The 13,715-nt window shown below is 74.5% G+C and carries 14 protein-coding genes; 5 read left to right on the top strand and 9 right to left on the bottom strand.

Annotation, left to right across the window (positions count from 1 at the left end; genetic code table 11):
• Positions 1-59: 59 nt before the first annotated feature.
• The 3 genes from AB0I16_RS26510 to AB0I16_RS26500 form a co-directional block, all read right to left on the bottom strand.
• Positions 60-2,084 (bottom strand): FUSC family protein, encoded by a 2,025-nt coding sequence (locus tag AB0I16_RS26510; protein WP_363252078.1) that lies wholly within the window; start codon positions 2,082-2,084, stop codon positions 60-62.
• 34 nt (positions 2,085-2,118) lie between these two features.
• Entirely contained in the window at positions 2,119-3,072 is a 954-nt protein-coding gene (locus AB0I16_RS26505) for an endonuclease/exonuclease/phosphatase family protein (RefSeq protein WP_363252113.1), read from the bottom strand.
• A gap of 479 nt (positions 3,073-3,551) precedes the next feature.
• Positions 3,552-4,412, bottom strand: a complete 861-nt coding sequence (locus AB0I16_RS26500; RefSeq protein WP_363252077.1) for a hypothetical protein — start codon at positions 4,410-4,412, stop codon at positions 3,552-3,554.
• A gap of 171 nt (positions 4,413-4,583) precedes the next feature.
• On the opposite strand from AB0I16_RS26500, the gene AB0I16_RS26495 reads away from it, so the two are divergent.
• Both AB0I16_RS26495 and AB0I16_RS26490 read left to right on the top strand, forming a co-directional pair.
• Complete coding sequence (locus AB0I16_RS26495; RefSeq protein ID WP_363252076.1) at positions 4,584-4,997, top strand: SH3 domain-containing protein; 414 nt, start codon at positions 4,584-4,586, stop codon at positions 4,995-4,997.
• Positions 4,998-5,053: 56 nt separating this feature from the next.
• Positions 5,054-5,443 (top strand): hypothetical protein, encoded by a 390-nt coding sequence (locus AB0I16_RS26490; RefSeq protein ID WP_363252075.1) that lies wholly within the window; start codon positions 5,054-5,056, stop codon positions 5,441-5,443.
• 28 nt (positions 5,444-5,471) lie between these two features.
• On the opposite strand, the gene AB0I16_RS26485 is transcribed toward AB0I16_RS26490, so the two are convergent.
• Positions 5,472-6,740 (bottom strand): SGNH/GDSL hydrolase family protein, encoded by a 1,269-nt coding sequence (locus tag AB0I16_RS26485; protein WP_363252074.1) that lies wholly within the window; start codon positions 6,738-6,740, stop codon positions 5,472-5,474.
• 153 nt (positions 6,741-6,893) lie between these two features.
• On the opposite strand from AB0I16_RS26485, the gene AB0I16_RS26480 reads away from it, so the two are divergent.
• The gene (locus tag AB0I16_RS26480; protein WP_363252073.1) at positions 6,894-7,805 is read left to right on the top strand and encodes a LysR family transcriptional regulator; all 912 of its coding nucleotides are present in this window, start codon (positions 6,894-6,896) and stop codon (positions 7,803-7,805) included.
• A gap of 62 nt (positions 7,806-7,867) precedes the next feature.
• On the opposite strand, the gene AB0I16_RS26475 is transcribed toward AB0I16_RS26480, so the two are convergent.
• From AB0I16_RS26475 to AB0I16_RS26465, 3 genes are all read right to left on the bottom strand, one after another.
• Positions 7,868-8,227 (bottom strand): hypothetical protein, encoded by a 360-nt coding sequence (locus AB0I16_RS26475; RefSeq protein WP_363252112.1) that lies wholly within the window; start codon positions 8,225-8,227, stop codon positions 7,868-7,870.
• 204 nt (positions 8,228-8,431) lie between these two features.
• Entirely contained in the window at positions 8,432-9,382 is a 951-nt protein-coding gene (locus tag AB0I16_RS26470) for an SGNH/GDSL hydrolase family protein (protein WP_363252072.1), read from the bottom strand.
• Positions 9,383-9,509: 127 nt separating this feature from the next.
• Entirely contained in the window at positions 9,510-9,875 is a 366-nt protein-coding gene (locus AB0I16_RS26465) for a PH domain-containing protein (protein WP_076685265.1), read from the bottom strand.
• Positions 9,876-10,098: 223 nt separating this feature from the next.
• Here AB0I16_RS26465 and AB0I16_RS26460 point away from each other — a divergent pair, with 223 nt between their 5' ends.
• Positions 10,099-10,299: a hypothetical protein gene (locus AB0I16_RS26460; RefSeq protein ID WP_363252071.1), complete on the top strand. Its 201-nt coding sequence runs from the start codon at positions 10,099-10,101 to the stop codon at positions 10,297-10,299.
• Positions 10,300-10,372: 73 nt separating this feature from the next.
• Here AB0I16_RS26460 and AB0I16_RS26455 read toward each other — a convergent pair whose 3' ends face one another.
• Together AB0I16_RS26455 and AB0I16_RS26450 are read right to left on the bottom strand one after the other, a co-directional pair.
• Positions 10,373-11,089 carry a DUF4232 domain-containing protein gene (locus AB0I16_RS26455; protein ID WP_363252070.1) on the bottom strand — a complete coding sequence of 239 codons (717 nt, stop codon included), beginning with the start codon at positions 11,087-11,089 and terminating at the stop codon, positions 10,373-10,375.
• 206 nt (positions 11,090-11,295) lie between these two features.
• A complete protein-coding gene (locus tag AB0I16_RS26450; RefSeq protein WP_363252069.1) occupies positions 11,296-11,868 on the bottom strand; it encodes a TetR family transcriptional regulator in 573 nt (190 codons plus the stop codon).
• Positions 11,869-12,039: 171 nt separating this feature from the next.
• Between AB0I16_RS26450 and AB0I16_RS26445 the strand changes: the two genes are divergently transcribed.
• Positions 12,040-13,596, top strand: a complete 1,557-nt coding sequence (locus tag AB0I16_RS26445; protein ID WP_363252068.1) for a carboxylesterase family protein — start codon at positions 12,040-12,042, stop codon at positions 13,594-13,596.
• The last annotated feature ends 119 nt before the right edge of the window (positions 13,597-13,715 follow it).

Below are 13,715 nucleotides of genomic sequence, written 5' to 3'. Positions count from 1 at the left end.
CCAGTCGGAGGGGTCCGCGTCCCTGACGCGGGCCCACGGGGCCGCGCGGGCCGCCCACGTCACGTCGTCTTCGGCGACGCGATGGCCCGCGCGGCCCCCACCTCTTGCCGCAGGGGTTCGAGGACGCTGTCCTTGGGGCCCACGGTGAAATCGGCCCGCACCTCCCTGAGGTGCGCCGAGGCGCGCAGACCCGCCGCGAGCCCCCGCAGTTCCGCGACGACCTCGGCGATCTCCTCGGGCGCCGGTTCCTCGGCGCCGTGCCGGATGCGGACGCGCGCGGCGGTCGTGGCGTCCAGGACGCGTTCCACCGCGACGACCAGCGGCCACCAGGCGGCGGCGCGGGAACCGGTCGGCGGCGGCTCGGTCAGGGCGCGCTGGAACTCGGAGCGGATGGCGGACAGGTCGCGGTAGAGGCGGCGGCGCATCCGGGCCCGCGCGGCCGGGTCCTCGTGGGCGCCGAAGACGCACTCCACGTACCGGGCGGTGTCGGCGACGGTGTCCGCGAGCCGGTCGCCGATCCGGGTTCCCCAGCTCTCCGGCCAGAGCAGGTAGCCCGCGACGAGCGCGATGGCGCAGCCGATCAGGCTGTCGACGAGCCGCGGCACGACCAGGCCGAGCCCCTGGTGGTTGAGGATGTCGGAGAGCAGCAGGATGACGGGGGTGATGGCCGCCGTCTGGTGGCCGTAGCCGCGGGTGGTCAGGGCCGGGATGAGCGGGGCCAGCAGCATCATCACGGGCACGTCCCACCAGCCGTGCGGCACCTCGCTGAGCACGACGGCGGCGACGACCAGGCCCGCGGCCGTGCCGACGGCGCGCAGCACCGCGCGTGAGAACACCGAGCCGAAGTCGGGCTTGAGGACGAACGTGACGGTGAGGGCCACCCAGTACGACCTGGGCACGTCGATCAGCGACACCAGGGACTGCGCGATGCCGATGCAGAGCGCGAGCCGCAGCCCGTAGCGCCAGGAGGCGCCGGAGAGGATGACGTTGCGGGCGGCGCGGCGGGCGCGGACCCGCAGCGCGGCGGGCCTGCCGAGGCGGTCGTCGGCCTCGATGAAGCCGAGCGGGTCGGGGTCGCTGAGCGTCTCCGCCGCGTGCCGCACGGCGTGGTCGAGGGCCCGCGACGCGTGGTCCCGCGGCTCGGAGAGCTCAGGGAGGCCGGGGGCGCCGCCCCTGTCGGGGCCGTCGCCGCCGCGCCACACCGCCTCCGCGAGGGCGCGGACGGCCGCCGGGACCTCGGCGGGCAGGGTCACGTGGGCGTGGCGGGCCCACTGGTGGGCGGCGGGGGCGGCTTCGACGACCGGGGTGAGGGCGTTCAACTGGGCGACGAGCCGCACGAGGTCCGCGTTGCGGCCGTGGTCGAGGGCGCGGCGGGCGAGGACGAGGTCGTAGCTCTGGTTGAGGGAGACGGTGACGGCGCTGCGGGCGTCGTCGTAGGCGTCGGTGCCCGCGGCTTCGAGGAGCGCGGCCACGGAGAGGTAGGAGTCGGCGACGGCGGCGCGCTCGGGGACGCCGGACCGCAGCGGCCAGGCGAGCAGCGCGAGGACCAGGACGAGGAGGCCGCCGCCGGTCATCAGGGCCGGGGCGAGCCACCACTCGCCGGGCATCGGAAGGCCGGCGCCGACGACGCAGTTGAGCAGGAGGAGGAGGCCGGAGACGGAGGCGACGGCGCCGATCGTCGACATCATCCCGGAGACGAGCGCGACGAGGGTGACGGCGCCGACGGCCACCCAGCCGTGGCCGAAGGCGAGCGAGCCGAGGGTGACGCCGATGGCGCCGAACAGCTGCGGTACGGCGATGTTGAGGATGCGCATGCGGTAGGCGTCGGCGGTGTCGCCGATGACGCCCGAGAGCGCGCCCATGGAGGCGAGCGCCCCGTACGCCGGCCGCCCCGCGAGGATGCCCGCGGCCAGCGGCAGCGCCATCGCCACGGAGGCGCGGGCGACGGCCGCCCAGGGGATGGGCGCGGACTGCGGCTTGAGCGACCTGACCAGCCAGGCGGGCGGGGCGAGGGGGCGCTGGGGGCCGCGTGATGCGCGTGACTCGCGGGATTCCGGTGGGGTGGGAGGGGTCTCACGAGGCATGCGTCCAGTATTGCCGGTATACGTGGCTTTCCGGTCAGTCCGCGGACTCCGCGCGGTGCAGGGTCAGGGTCACCGCCAGGGCCCGGTGGTCCGTGTCGCCGATCTCCAGGAAGCGGGCCTCGCGGGCCGAGAAGTCCGGGGTCGCCAGTACGTGGTCGATCTGGGCGCCCAGCGGTGCGGGCGCGGCGGCGGGCCAGCTCGGGGCGCGGGACGTCCCGTCGAGGCGGGCGGCGTCGCGGAGCCCCGCGTCCAGGACGGAGCGGAAGGCGGCGTGGTCCTGGGTGGCGTTGAAGTCGCCCGCCACGATGGTGGGGCGGCCGTCGCCCGCCGCGGCGTAGTCCCCGATCCTGCCCAGCTCCTCGCGCCACAGGGCCACGCCCTTGGGCAGCGGCGGCATCGGGTGGGCGAGCTGCACCCGTATCTCGTGGCCCTCCACCTCGGCCACGGCTCCCGGCATGCCGAGGGTGCCGGGGATGCCCTTCGCCGGCTTCAGCGGGACCTTGGCGAGGATGACGGAACCCTCCGCGCCGTACGCCTCCACCGCCTCGCGGTAGGGGTAGTCGCCGCGGGGCAGCTCCTTGCGGAGCAGGGCCGAGCAGGCCGGGTCGCACTCCTCCACGAAGAGGAGGTCGGGGTCCTCGTCGCGGACGGCCTCCACCAGGCCCGGGGTGCCCTGGCCGAACTCCACGTTCGACGTCATGACGCGCAGCTCGGCCACGGCGGGGCCCTCGGGGGCGTCCGTGTCGCCGTACGGCTCCGTGTACCAGGCGACTCCGCCGAGCGCCGCCACCGCCCAGACCATGCCGGTCCGCCATCTCGCCAGGGCCGTCAGGAGCAGGGCCGCGGCGGCGGGGGCCAGGAGCCAGGGCAGGAAGGCGAGGATCTGGGGGACCGGGGTGAAGCCGTCGGAGTCCGCCGCGCGGAAGGCGAGGATCGCGGTGACCGCGGTCAGCAGCAGGGCGGCGAGGGTGGCCCTGCCTCTGCGGATCGGCCTCCGGCCCGGGGTGGCGGCATCGGCCTCGGCCTTGGCCTCGGGATCGGCCTCGGCCTCGGCGTCGGCGTCGCGGGTGACGGTCCTGCTCTTCAAGGCCGGCCTTTCGGGTTGGCTGGTGCTGCCGGGGTCCTCTTCCTGTAACGGTTGTTCGCCGGGGGGCGGTTCCTCGGGGGCCGTTTCTTCTTGGGCGGGGTGTTGTCCGCGGGTCGGCTGTGGCTCGTCGCGCAGTTCCCCGCGCCCCTGGGGGGCTGGTTGGGGTTTTTGGCTGCGGGCTTGTTGTGGTTGGTCGCGCAGTTCCTCGCGCCCCTCGGGGGGGGGCTCGGGTTGTTTGGCTGCGGGTCGGCTGTGGTTGGTCGCGCAGTTCCCCGCGCCCCTGGGGGGCTGGTCCGGGTTTTTGGCTGCGGGGCTGTTGTGGCTTGTTGCGCCGTTCCCCGCGCCCCTGGGGGGGCTTGGGTGCGGCGTTGCCCGTGGGTCTAGCGGGGGTTCTCGTGTCGGTGGTTGGTGCGGGGGCGGTGGGTCGTCAGCCAGGTCGTCAGGGATACCGCCGTGCCCAGGGCCATGATGATCCATGCGGCGATCCACAGGGATTCCGTCAAGGCGTCGTAGACCGCGCCCGCCGCGTCGCGGGAGACGTCCGCGGGGAGGTCTCTGAGCGTGAGGGCGCGGGTGAGGGCGACCGTCGTGGCCAGGACCGCTGCCGCCAGGGCCGCGCCCGCGGACGTGGCGATGACCGCCCTGCGGCGGCGGACGGCCAGGAAGATGCCGGCCGCCGCGGACACCACCGCCGCGGCCGGGAGCCAGAGGCCGGCGGTCTGGAGCATGTGGAAGCCCTCCCGTAGCGGGCCGAGGTCCCCGGAGTCGAGGATCGTGACCTCGGTGTGCCGGACCGGGATCCTCGACGCGAAGGGCACGCCGTCGTCGGACAGTTGCCGCTTGACGCGCTGGACGATGGGCGCCAGGTCGATGGAGACCTCGCCGTCGGAGTCGTCGTCGAGGGCGCGCTCCACGGCGTGGTGCGCCGCACGGTTCGCCGCGTTCCAGGCGGTCTCGTACGCCGCCGTCCCGGTGAACGAACCCACCGCGTCGCGTACGAACGCCGTGACCGTGCCCTGCAGCGGTCCCGCGTCGATCTCCTTCATCACCGCGTCGGTGACCGCGTTGCCCACGGCCGTGCGCACCGCCGGGTCCGAGGAGAGCGGCGCCATGGTCGCCACGTAGCCGTCCTCGTCCCCGATCTCGTACCGCGACCAGGTCGAGAGCGCCCCGAGGGGCACGAGGAGGCAGGCCACGACGAGGAGGACTGCGGACAGGCTGCTGCGGACGCTGCGGGGCACGCATCCAGGCAAGGCCCCGGCCGCGGGCGGCGCGAGCGGGGCGACTGCATATGGGGCAAGCGGGGGACGCGTGCGGGGCGGACCGCCGCGGCGGGAGCGGGCCGGGACGGCTTCCGGTGGAGGGCTCGGCCGAACGGGTGTTACCTGGATGAGGGGACGAGGAGGCCGATCATGAGCATCGCATCGACTCTGGGCGCGGTGGGCGTCACGGCCCTGCTGACCGTGGGTTCCGCCGCCTCCGCCACCGCCGCGAGCCCCGCGCACGACGACGACGGCGTCATCTGGGGCACCGTCGTCTCCACGCCCGACCTGAAGGTCAGGGACGAGCCGAGCACCGCGGGCAGGATCGTCGCGAAGCTGCCGAAGGGCAGTGAGGACCGCGTCGACTGCGCCACGCACGGCACCGTCGTCCACGGTGACTCCCTCTGGTACTGGCTGACCGGCGTCGGCGGCTGGGTGAGCGCGGCGTACGTCGACACCCACGGGTGGCACGTGCCGAGCTGCGCCGAGGAGGACCCGTGCCCGAAGTGGAAGGAAGCGAAGGACCGGGACTGCCACGAGCCGTGCGCCTACAGCAGGCACTGACCACCGGCGACCCGGACCGCTGACCACTGACCACTGACCACCAGAAGGGAACCGTCATGGCACATGCCGCCCCCCTCCACCACGTGCCCGCCTCGCGGTCCGCCTCGGCCGCGGCCTGGGCCCTGCCGCTGCTCCTCGGTCTCGCCTACGGCTTCTGGGTCGCGACGACCCGCATCCACGGCGGCCCCGTCACCGTCGGGAAGGTGCTGCTCGGTGTCCTCTCGGGACTCGTGCTGACCGCCCTGGTCACCGCCCTGCACCGGGTGGGGAGAAGGCTCCCCCGCGGGCTGCGCGCCCTGTCGTGGGCGGTGCTCGCGGGGGCGGCGCTGGGCTTCCTGTACAACCAGAGCGGGAAGAGCGTGCTGGCCTGCGTCGCCGTGTCCCTGGCGCTCGCGGCCGGCACCTTCGCGATGACGTACTACCGCTACTGCACGTCGGAGCCGTGAGCCGCTCCCGCCGGCGGGCCGGGCGTTCTCACAGGGCGCTCGGCCCGACCGCGTGGGCCATGGCCCGGTACCCGGCGTCGTTCGGGTGCAGGTGGTCGCCGCTGTCGTACGCGGGGGCGAGCCGCTCCGGGTTCCGGGGGTCGGCGAGGGCCTTGTCGAAGTCGACGTAGGCGTCGTACTCGCCCGAGGTGCGGACCCAGTCGTTGAACGCGTCGCCGACGGCCGCCGCGTGCTTGCCGTCGTGGTCGGAGCCGCCGAACGGCAGCAGCGTGGCCCCGACGATCCTGACGCCCTTGGCACGGGCCTGGCGGATCAGCTCCCGATGGCCCGCGATGAGTTCGCGGGCGGACACGACGGGGGCCGGCTTGTAGGTCGGGGTGTCGCTCTCGCTGAAACCGATGTCGTTGACGCCCTGGAGGACGACGACCGTGCCGACGCCGGGCAGGTCGAGGGCGTCCCGCGCGAACCGGTTGGCGCTCCGCTCCCCGTACCAGGCGGAGTCGTTGAGGACCAGGTTGCCGCCGATCCCCGCGTTGAGCACCGGCCGCGGGGTGCCCGCCGCCGCGAGGCGTTCGGCGAGCGCGTCGGACCAGCGGCGGTCGCGGTCGGTGGTGGAGGCGAAGCCGTCGGTGGTGGAGTCCCCGAAGAGGACGATGCCGTTCCGCTTCGAGCGTTCCTGGCCGCTCACGTCGACGCCGGAGAGGTAGTACCAGGACTCCGTGGACTCGTCGAAGGCCCCGCCCCCGGTGTCGGCGGTGTGCTCGCCGTCGGCCCGGTAGCTGGTGGCGAAGGACTGGGCGTGGAAGGTGGCGGGCCCGGTCGTCCCCGCCAGGTGCAGGGTGACCGTGACGGACTCGAAGGGGGCGAGCCGCAGTCCGGCCGCGTCACTGGAGAGCTGCCCGTGCGCCGGGACGCTCACCGACCGCTCGCCGCCGAAGGTGAGCCGCCGGACCGAGCCCTTCTCCACCGACGCCCCCTTCCCCGTACGGGCGACGGTGGCGCCCGCGATGCGGAGCGGCGAGGTCCCGTAGGCGTTGGAGAGGCGGACGCGGGCTCTGTCACCGCCCTCCGTGACGCGTATGACCTGGCGCAGGGTCTGGCCGCTGAAGCCGTCCTCCGACCAGTTGGGCTTGAACCCGGTGCTCGGCCGCTGCGGCGACGCGGCCCAGGCCGCGGTCCAGGCGGGGCCCTTGCCCGCGCGTTCCGTGGCGGCGTGGGCGCCGGTGAGGGCGAGCCCGGCGGTCAGGGCGAGGGCGGACGCGGCGGCGACGACGGTGGTGCGGGTACGCGAAATCATCGGGGGCTCCGGGGAGTTGGGAGGGAGGGGCCGGGTGCGGCGGCTGCCGTCCGGCCGGTGATCCCACGATCCGCCCACCGTGCGGGAGCATCAAGGGCGAACCATGGAACGATCGACGCACTCACGCTTATCGACGCAGGTCACGGGGGGTACGTGGTGGAACGCCAGGAGCTGGAGACCTTCTTGACGCTGGCCGAGGAGCTGCATTTCGGCCGTACGGCCGAGCGGCTGCTGCTCTCCCAGGCACGGGTCAGCCAGACCGTGAAGAAGCTGGAGCGCAAGATCGGCGCCCCGCTCTTCGAGCGCACCAGCAGGGTGGTCCGCCTCTCACCGCTGGGACGGCGGTTCTACGAGGACATCGCGCCGCTGCACCAGGAGATGGAGGCGGTGGTGGCCCGCGTCAAGGACGCCGCACGGGGCATCGAGGGCGAGCTGTCCGTCGGCTTCCTCGGCTCGGGCGCGGGTTCGCTGACCGGGGCGATCCTCGCAGCCTTCCGCGAGCGGTGCCCCGGCTGCGAGGTGCGGATGCGCGAGACGCAGTTCCAGGACCCGCTGGGCGCGCTGCGCGGCGGCGAGGTCGACCTGCTCTTCACGTGCCTGCCGGTCGAGGAGCCGGACCTGACGGTCGGGCCCGTGGTCATCAACGAACCGCGCCTGCTCGCCCTGCCGGTGGGCCACCCCCTCGCCGGGCGGGCGTCGGTCTCCCTGGAGGAGCTGGCGGGCGAGACGTTCTTCGGCGTGGTGAACGGCGCCCCCGCGTACTGGTGGGACTTCCACGTGCCGCCGCGCACCCCGAGCGGCCGAGCGATCCGCCGCGGCCAGGCGGTGGCGACCTTCCAGGAGCTGATGACGTTGGTCGCGGCGGGCCGGGGGATCTCCCCGGTGGTGGCGTCGGTGGAGCGCTACTACGCCCGCCCCGACGTCGCGTTCGTACCGCTGCGCGACGTGGCGTCCGCCGACGTGGCCCTGGTCTGGCGCACCGCGGGCACGAACGCCCGCACGGAGGAGTTCGCCGGGTCCGTCCGTGACGTGGTGAAGGCGAACGGGGGGCCCGCGGCGTTCTGACGCGGGCGGCGGACACGGGCCGGTGCGGACGACCGGCCGGCCCCGCGGCCTTCGGGGCGCCGTCAGGGGCCGGTGCGCTGCTCCGGGGTGTCCGTGCAGAGCGCCCAGATGACGAAGAGGCCGATCGCGATGGAGATGACCGCCCAGACCGGCGTGTACGGCAGCCACAGGAACTGCGCCACGATGCCGAGCGCGGCCAGCGCGACACCGACCGCCTTGGCCCAGCCCGCGCCCCTGAGGATTCCCCAGCCGGTGGCGGCGATGACGAGGCCGAGGACCAGGTGGACCCAGCCCCAGGTGGCGAGGTCGAACTTGTAGACGTAGTCGCCGACGCGTTCGTAGACGTCGTCCTTGGCGATGCCCGCGATGCCCGCGAACACGCCGAGCAGGCCGTTCACCAGCATCAGGACCCCGGCGAACATGGTTCCGCCCCCGGCCCAGGCACTGGCGTCGCTCCCGTGGCCGCGCCGGTGCGGGTGGCCGTGGTCCGGCCCGCCCTCGTGTGCCGTGGCACTGCTCATGGCCGCCCTCGCTCTCTGTCGGGGATTCACAGCGTGTGACGGCCACGCGGGGTGCGGCGAGCGGGCACGGCCCGAACGGGTGACGGGTCCTGGGCCCGAGCGGCGTCAGGACGCCTTCGCCACCGCGTCGGCGACCGCCGAGGTGATGCGCCGTATGCCCGGCGACCGCACGGGGCAGGGGCGGGACTCGGCGGTGGTCGGGGCGAGGCAGAAGTGCAGGGGGTCGTCGCTCCGGTGCAGCGCCGTGCGACTCTGCCCCGGCTCGGTGCAGAACTCCGGGTTCCGCTTCTCGTAGGGCGTGCACGGCAGCTTCTCGGCCCAGGTGTAGCGGGCCGCCGCGGGGGCGACCGCGCGTCCCGCGTCGGCGGTGAGGCCGCCCGAGGCGCGCGCCCTGGCCTCGTAGACCCCGTTGACGCGGCGGACGCGGTCCGGCGTCATGGGGTCGGGGCCCTGCAGCACCCACACCACACGCGTGCGGCCGGTCCCGGCGGCGCCCTCGATCTGCGCGGCCAGCCTCGCCGCGTCGGCGCGGTAGCGGGCGAGGTACTCCGCGCGCCGCCCGTCGTACGTGATGCCGTCCATGCACGGCGTGTAGCCCCACGCGTTGCCCCAGAACTGGAGCACCACGAAGTCCGGCCGCTCCTCGCGCACCAGCGCCGCCGCCTTGTGCTTGCCCGGCACCAGGGACTTCTTGCCGGTGCCTTCGAGGTAGTCGCACAGGGTGGTGCCGGAGTAGGGCGCGCTGCGGTAGCGGGCCCCGAGGCGGCTCTTGAGCCGGTCGCGCAGGTCGTCCTGGTTCTCCATCGCGAGGGAGTCCCCGAGGTAGAGCACCTTCGGGGCCCGCGCCCGGGTCTGTCGCGCGTGCCGCTGCCGCGCCGCGGCCGACGGGCCCGGACGCGAGGTCTCTTGGCGTGGCGTGGGGTCGGCCCGCGGGGCGTCGGCGACCGGTGCGTCGGGGACGCGGGCCGGCGGTGCGCCGCTCTCCGCCCCGGGGTCCCCGCACCCGGCGAGCAGCAGCGCACCGACCAGCGCCCCCGCGCTCCACAGCTTCCGCATGCGGCAACTCCCGCCCCAGTCCGCCGAAACGGCCCCAAGGCAAGCACAGCCGCGCGGTCCGCGGAAGGCATGCGCCTGCCAGAGGCGCGGGGCGCGGCGGAATGGCCGGAGTGCGACGGCCGTTCGCCTACCGGGCGACGAACTGGGTCAGGATCGCCTGCACCTCGTAGATGTCGACGCCCTTGGTGAACGTCTTCTGCAGGGGCGTCGCGTTGCCGGAGATCCAGATCTTCAGCTCGGCGTCGAGGTCGAAGTGCCCGGCCGTCTCCACCGAGAAGTGCGTGATGCTGCGGTAGGGGACCGAGTGGTACTCGACCTTCTTGCCGGTGATGCCCTGCTTGTCGACCATGATGAGCCGGCGGTCGGTGAAGAGCATCGTGTCGCGTATCAGCAGGTACGCGGCGTGCACCTGCTCGCCGTGGCCGAGCAGCCGCGCGTACTCCTGCTGGGCGCCGGCCGGGTTGATGGTGTGGGCGTTGCCGAAGAGTGCCATGTGGTCCCCCCTGGGACGAGATGTCGCCTAAGTCGTACGACCCTAACCGGGCGGACGCCCGGCCGGACCGTCCGGAAGGTGCCGCGGGGGCCGGTCCGACGCCCGGTCCGGCGCCCGGTACGCGGAACATGCGGCCGCACGAGGTGTGAAGCCCTGCCCATGGGTCTGCAAGAATCGGGGCCCGTACGAAGGGCCCGCGAGGGCCCTGTACCAGTGGGGTGGGATGACGATGATGGTGCTGCTGCTCGGCATCGCGGTGCTGATCGCTGCTGCGGGCCTGGGTGCCGTCATATGGGCGGCGCGGGGCGGACCGCGCTGGGTCAGGGGCGTGGCCAAGGCCACCACGGTCGCCGCCGAGATCGCGGCGTCGGCCGCGAAGTCCGGCGGCCGCAGGGGCAGCGGCTCGAACTCCGCCGACGCCTGAACCACCGCCGGCCGCACCGCGGTCGGTCCGGTCACCGGGCGAACACCCTCGCCCGCCGGTCCCGCCGCACCGTTCAGAAGTCGTCGGCGCCTTCACGCAGCTCGTACGTCCAGTAACCCGTCTTCCAGGCCGCCGGGACCACGGCGATGCCGCCCCGGCCGGGAGCGGTCACGGCCGCCGTGCCACCGCCGCCCCCGAGGGTGACGGAGAAGCCGCTGACCGGCTCGGTGGGCTCGTCGACGCCGCCGTTCGAGAGGCGGACCATGGCGTACGCGGGCGCGCCGGCCTCGAGGACGACGGGCGCGGCGGGCCTGCTCGCGGCGACCGGCGGGACGTGTGCGCGGTGGCCCTCCAGGAACTGGATCTCCGGGTGACCGGTCATCCGGCAGGAGTGGCCCGAGGTGTTCTTCGCGGTGAGGACGATGTGCGTGAACGGCGGACCGCCGTACCGCCCGGCGCTGATCTTCAGGTCCTTGGTGGTGCAGACGGGCGCGGCGGCGACGGTGGCCCCGGGGCGCGTGGCCGACCCGGCGGTGCCGGCGGTGCCGGCGGTCCCGCCGGTCCCGGGGCGCTCGGCGCGCTCGGCGCGGGAGACCGTGGCCGCCTCCGCGTCGCCACCGGTGCCCTCTCCCCGGGCCGCGCCCTTGGCGGGGTCCACCGCGACGGTCGCCTCCGCGGGCCCGGCCGCCCGCAGACCGGAGCCGTCCCCGCCGCAGGCGGTCACGGACAGGGTGAACACGGCGGCGCCTGCGGCGGCGAGGAAGGCGGTGCGGCTGCGGGACGTACGCATGGGAGTTCCCCCAGGGGTGGCGGCCGTGAGGCCGAGGAGACGTGAAGGCGAGGAGGCAGCGGAGGACGGGGAGGTGCGGCGGCGCGCGACGGCCCGGTCAAGTGCCGGTCGCGCCGCGGCGTCCTGCTGACGCCCCCGAGTCTTCCCCGCCCCGCTCACGTCCCGCTGCCACCCCGCTCACGTCCGGCTGCCGCCCGCGGGAGCTCTCAGCGCGCCAGGTCCGCCAAGCCCCGCAGCCCTTCGAGGACCTCGGCCGCGGTGGGCGCCGCTGCCGGGTCGCTCAGGTGCTGGATCATCACGCCCGACATCAGGGCCAGCTGGACGCTGCCGACCGAGCGCAGGGTGGCCCGCGGGACCTCGTCCTCGGGGACGCCCGCCAGGATCGCCGCCATGCCGCGCCGTCCCTCGGCGGTGCCCTGGGCGAGCGCGTCCCGCAGCTCGGGGTTGCGGCGGGCCTGCATGAACAGCTCCATCGACGCGAGCCACAGGTCGGGGTGGGCGGTGAACTCCGCGATGAGGCTCTCCCACATCTGCTCGAAGTGCCGCTTCGACGAGCCGTCGGCGTCGGGCGTGAGCGCCCGGCCCATCGAGTCGCCCCAGGCGTCGAGGAGTTCGAACAGGGCCTTGTTGAGCAGGGCTTCCCTTGAGCCGTAGTGGTAGCCGATGGCGGCCATGCTCACGCCGGCCGCGGTGGCGATGTCCCGGACGCTCGTGCGGTCGTACCCGTTCTCGCGCAGGCACGTCTTGGCGGCGTCGAGAAGGGCTTCGCGGTTCCCCATGCGGTCAGCGTACCAAGGCGATGGACGGCCGTATGAGGCGTTTGCGCAAGGCGTCGCCCGAGGTGAAAGCCCAGGAAGAGCGCCGAGACGGACACCTGGACGCACGTATGGGACGACCGATCTATACGAATGTATTGCGCGAGCGCCCAATCCTGGCCTACGGTCCTCGCCATGAGACACACACGGAGCGTTTCCCGGTGGTCCGTCACCGCCCTCGCGCTGGGCGCGCTGGCGTTCGGCACGGTCACGGCCACGGCACCGTCCGCGTCCGCCGCGCCCACCGCGCCCACCGCGCCCGGCACGGTCGTCACCACCACCGGCGGCGAGGTGCGCGGCACCGCCGACGGGAGCGTGCGCGCCTTCCAGGGCATCCCGTACGCGGCCCCGCCCGTCGGCGAGCGCCGCTGGGCCCCGCCGAAGCCCGCCGCGCCCTGGCCTGGCGTGCGCGACGCGACCCGGCCGGGCGCCCCCTGCGCCCAGCCGAAGGGCCTGCCGATCGGCGTGCCGAGCGAGAGCGAGGACTGCCTCTACCTCAACGTCACCGCGCCCGCCGCGTCCGACGGCAGGCGCCCGGTGATCGTCTGGATCCACGGCGGCAGCCTGATGTACGGCACCGGCGACATGTACGGACCGAAGCGGCTGGCCGCACGGGGAGCGGTCGTCGTGTCGATGAACTACCGGCTCGGCATCATGGGCTTCCAGGGCTCGCCCGCCGTCAAGGGCGCCGAAGGGCTCGGCCTTGAGGACCAGCAGGCGGCCCTGCGCTGGGTCCGCGCGAACGCCGCGTCCTTCGGCGGTGACGCGGGCAACGTGACGCTCATGGGCCAGTCGGGCGGCGGCTACAGCGTCTGCGGCCACCTCGCCTCGCCGAAGTCCGCGGGCCTCTTCGACCGCGCCGTCCTGCAGAGCGCGCCCTGCGCCACGGGCGGCTCCCGCACCCGGGCCGCGGCACGGGCGGAGGCAGCGCGCGTCACGGAGAAGGTCGGCTGCGAGCGGCACACCGCGGCCTGCCTGCGCCGGAAGCCGGTGGCCGAACTCCTCGCCGCCTACGGCGCGTTCCGCGAGCCCCGGCCCGTCGCCGGCACCGACCTGATGCCGCTCGCGCCCGCCGAGGCCCTGCGCACCGGCCGGTTCAACCGCGTACCGGTGCTCATCGGGGTCAACCGCGACGAGGAGCGCGGCATGGTCCTCGGCCGGGAACTGGCGCCCGGCGGCGCGCCGATGAAGCCCGAGGAGTACGAGCCCGCCGTACGCGCGGAGTTCGGCGCCGACGCCGACGCCGTGCTGAAGCGCTACCCCCTGGGCGCCCACGGCTCGGCGGGCGAGGCCATGGCGGCGGCCCTGACCGACGCCAGGTGGGCGACACCGACGCTGGACACCGCGCGGCTCCTGGCGAAGTGGACGCCCACGCGGATGTACGAGTTCGCCGAGGACGACACGCCCTGGTTCCACGGCTACCCGGAGCCCGGCTTCGCCCCCCGCGCCCAGCACATGGCGGAGCTGGCGTACTTCTTCGACCTGGCGCTCTTTCAGGACGTACGGCCGGAGCAGGAGCCGTTCCGCGACCGGCTGCTGCGCACCTGGGTCGGTTTCGCCGACTCGGGCCGTACGGACTGGCCGCGGTTCCGCGAGGGCGACCGGTACGTGCAGTCGCTGTCGGCGGAGCGCTGGGACCGCGCGGACTTCGCGCGCGACCACCGGTACGCGTTCTGGAAGAGCGTCGGCTGACGGGAAGAGCGTCGGCTGACGTTCGCGGCGGACGCGGACACGGGGGACAGGACGGCCGCGGCCCGGGCGGGGGCGCGGCCGTCGCCGTCGGTCGAGCCGCGGGGCACCGCGCACGATGC

Origin of the sequence: Streptomyces sp. NPDC050703 (assembly GCF_040654435.1) — a bacterium.
Classification (GTDB): Bacteria; Actinomycetota; Actinomycetes; order Streptomycetales; family Streptomycetaceae; genus Streptomyces.
This window is presented reverse-complemented; position numbering and strand designations above follow the sequence as displayed.

Coding starts and splice junctions, on each gene's coding strand:
- AB0I16_RS26465 (WP_076685265.1), bottom strand. CDS start 9,875: ATGGCACTCTTCGGCAACGCCCACACCATCAACCCGGCCGGCGCCCAG.
- AB0I16_RS26460 (WP_363252071.1), top strand. CDS start 10,099: ATGACGATGATGGTGCTGCTGCTCGGCATCGCGGTGCTGATCGCTGCT.
- AB0I16_RS26475 (WP_363252112.1), bottom strand. CDS start 8,227: ATGTTCGCCGGGGTCCTGATGCTGGTGAACGGCCTGCTCGGCGTGTTC.
- AB0I16_RS26510 (WP_363252078.1), bottom strand. CDS start 2,084: ATGCCTCGTGAGACCCCTCCCACCCCACCGGAATCCCGCGAGTCACGC.
- AB0I16_RS26445 (WP_363252068.1), top strand. CDS start 12,040: ATGAGACACACACGGAGCGTTTCCCGGTGGTCCGTCACCGCCCTCGCG.
- AB0I16_RS26455 (WP_363252070.1), bottom strand. CDS start 11,089: ATGCGTACGTCCCGCAGCCGCACCGCCTTCCTCGCCGCCGCAGGCGCC.
- AB0I16_RS26470 (WP_363252072.1), bottom strand. CDS start 9,382: ATGCGGAAGCTGTGGAGCGCGGGGGCGCTGGTCGGTGCGCTGCTGCTC.
- AB0I16_RS26485 (WP_363252074.1), bottom strand. CDS start 6,740: ATGATTTCGCGTACCCGCACCACCGTCGTCGCCGCCGCGTCCGCCCTC.
- AB0I16_RS26490 (WP_363252075.1), top strand. CDS start 5,054: ATGGCACATGCCGCCCCCCTCCACCACGTGCCCGCCTCGCGGTCCGCC.
- AB0I16_RS26495 (WP_363252076.1), top strand. CDS start 4,584: ATGAGCATCGCATCGACTCTGGGCGCGGTGGGCGTCACGGCCCTGCTG.
- AB0I16_RS26450 (WP_363252069.1), bottom strand. CDS start 11,868: ATGGGGAACCGCGAAGCCCTTCTCGACGCCGCCAAGACGTGCCTGCGC.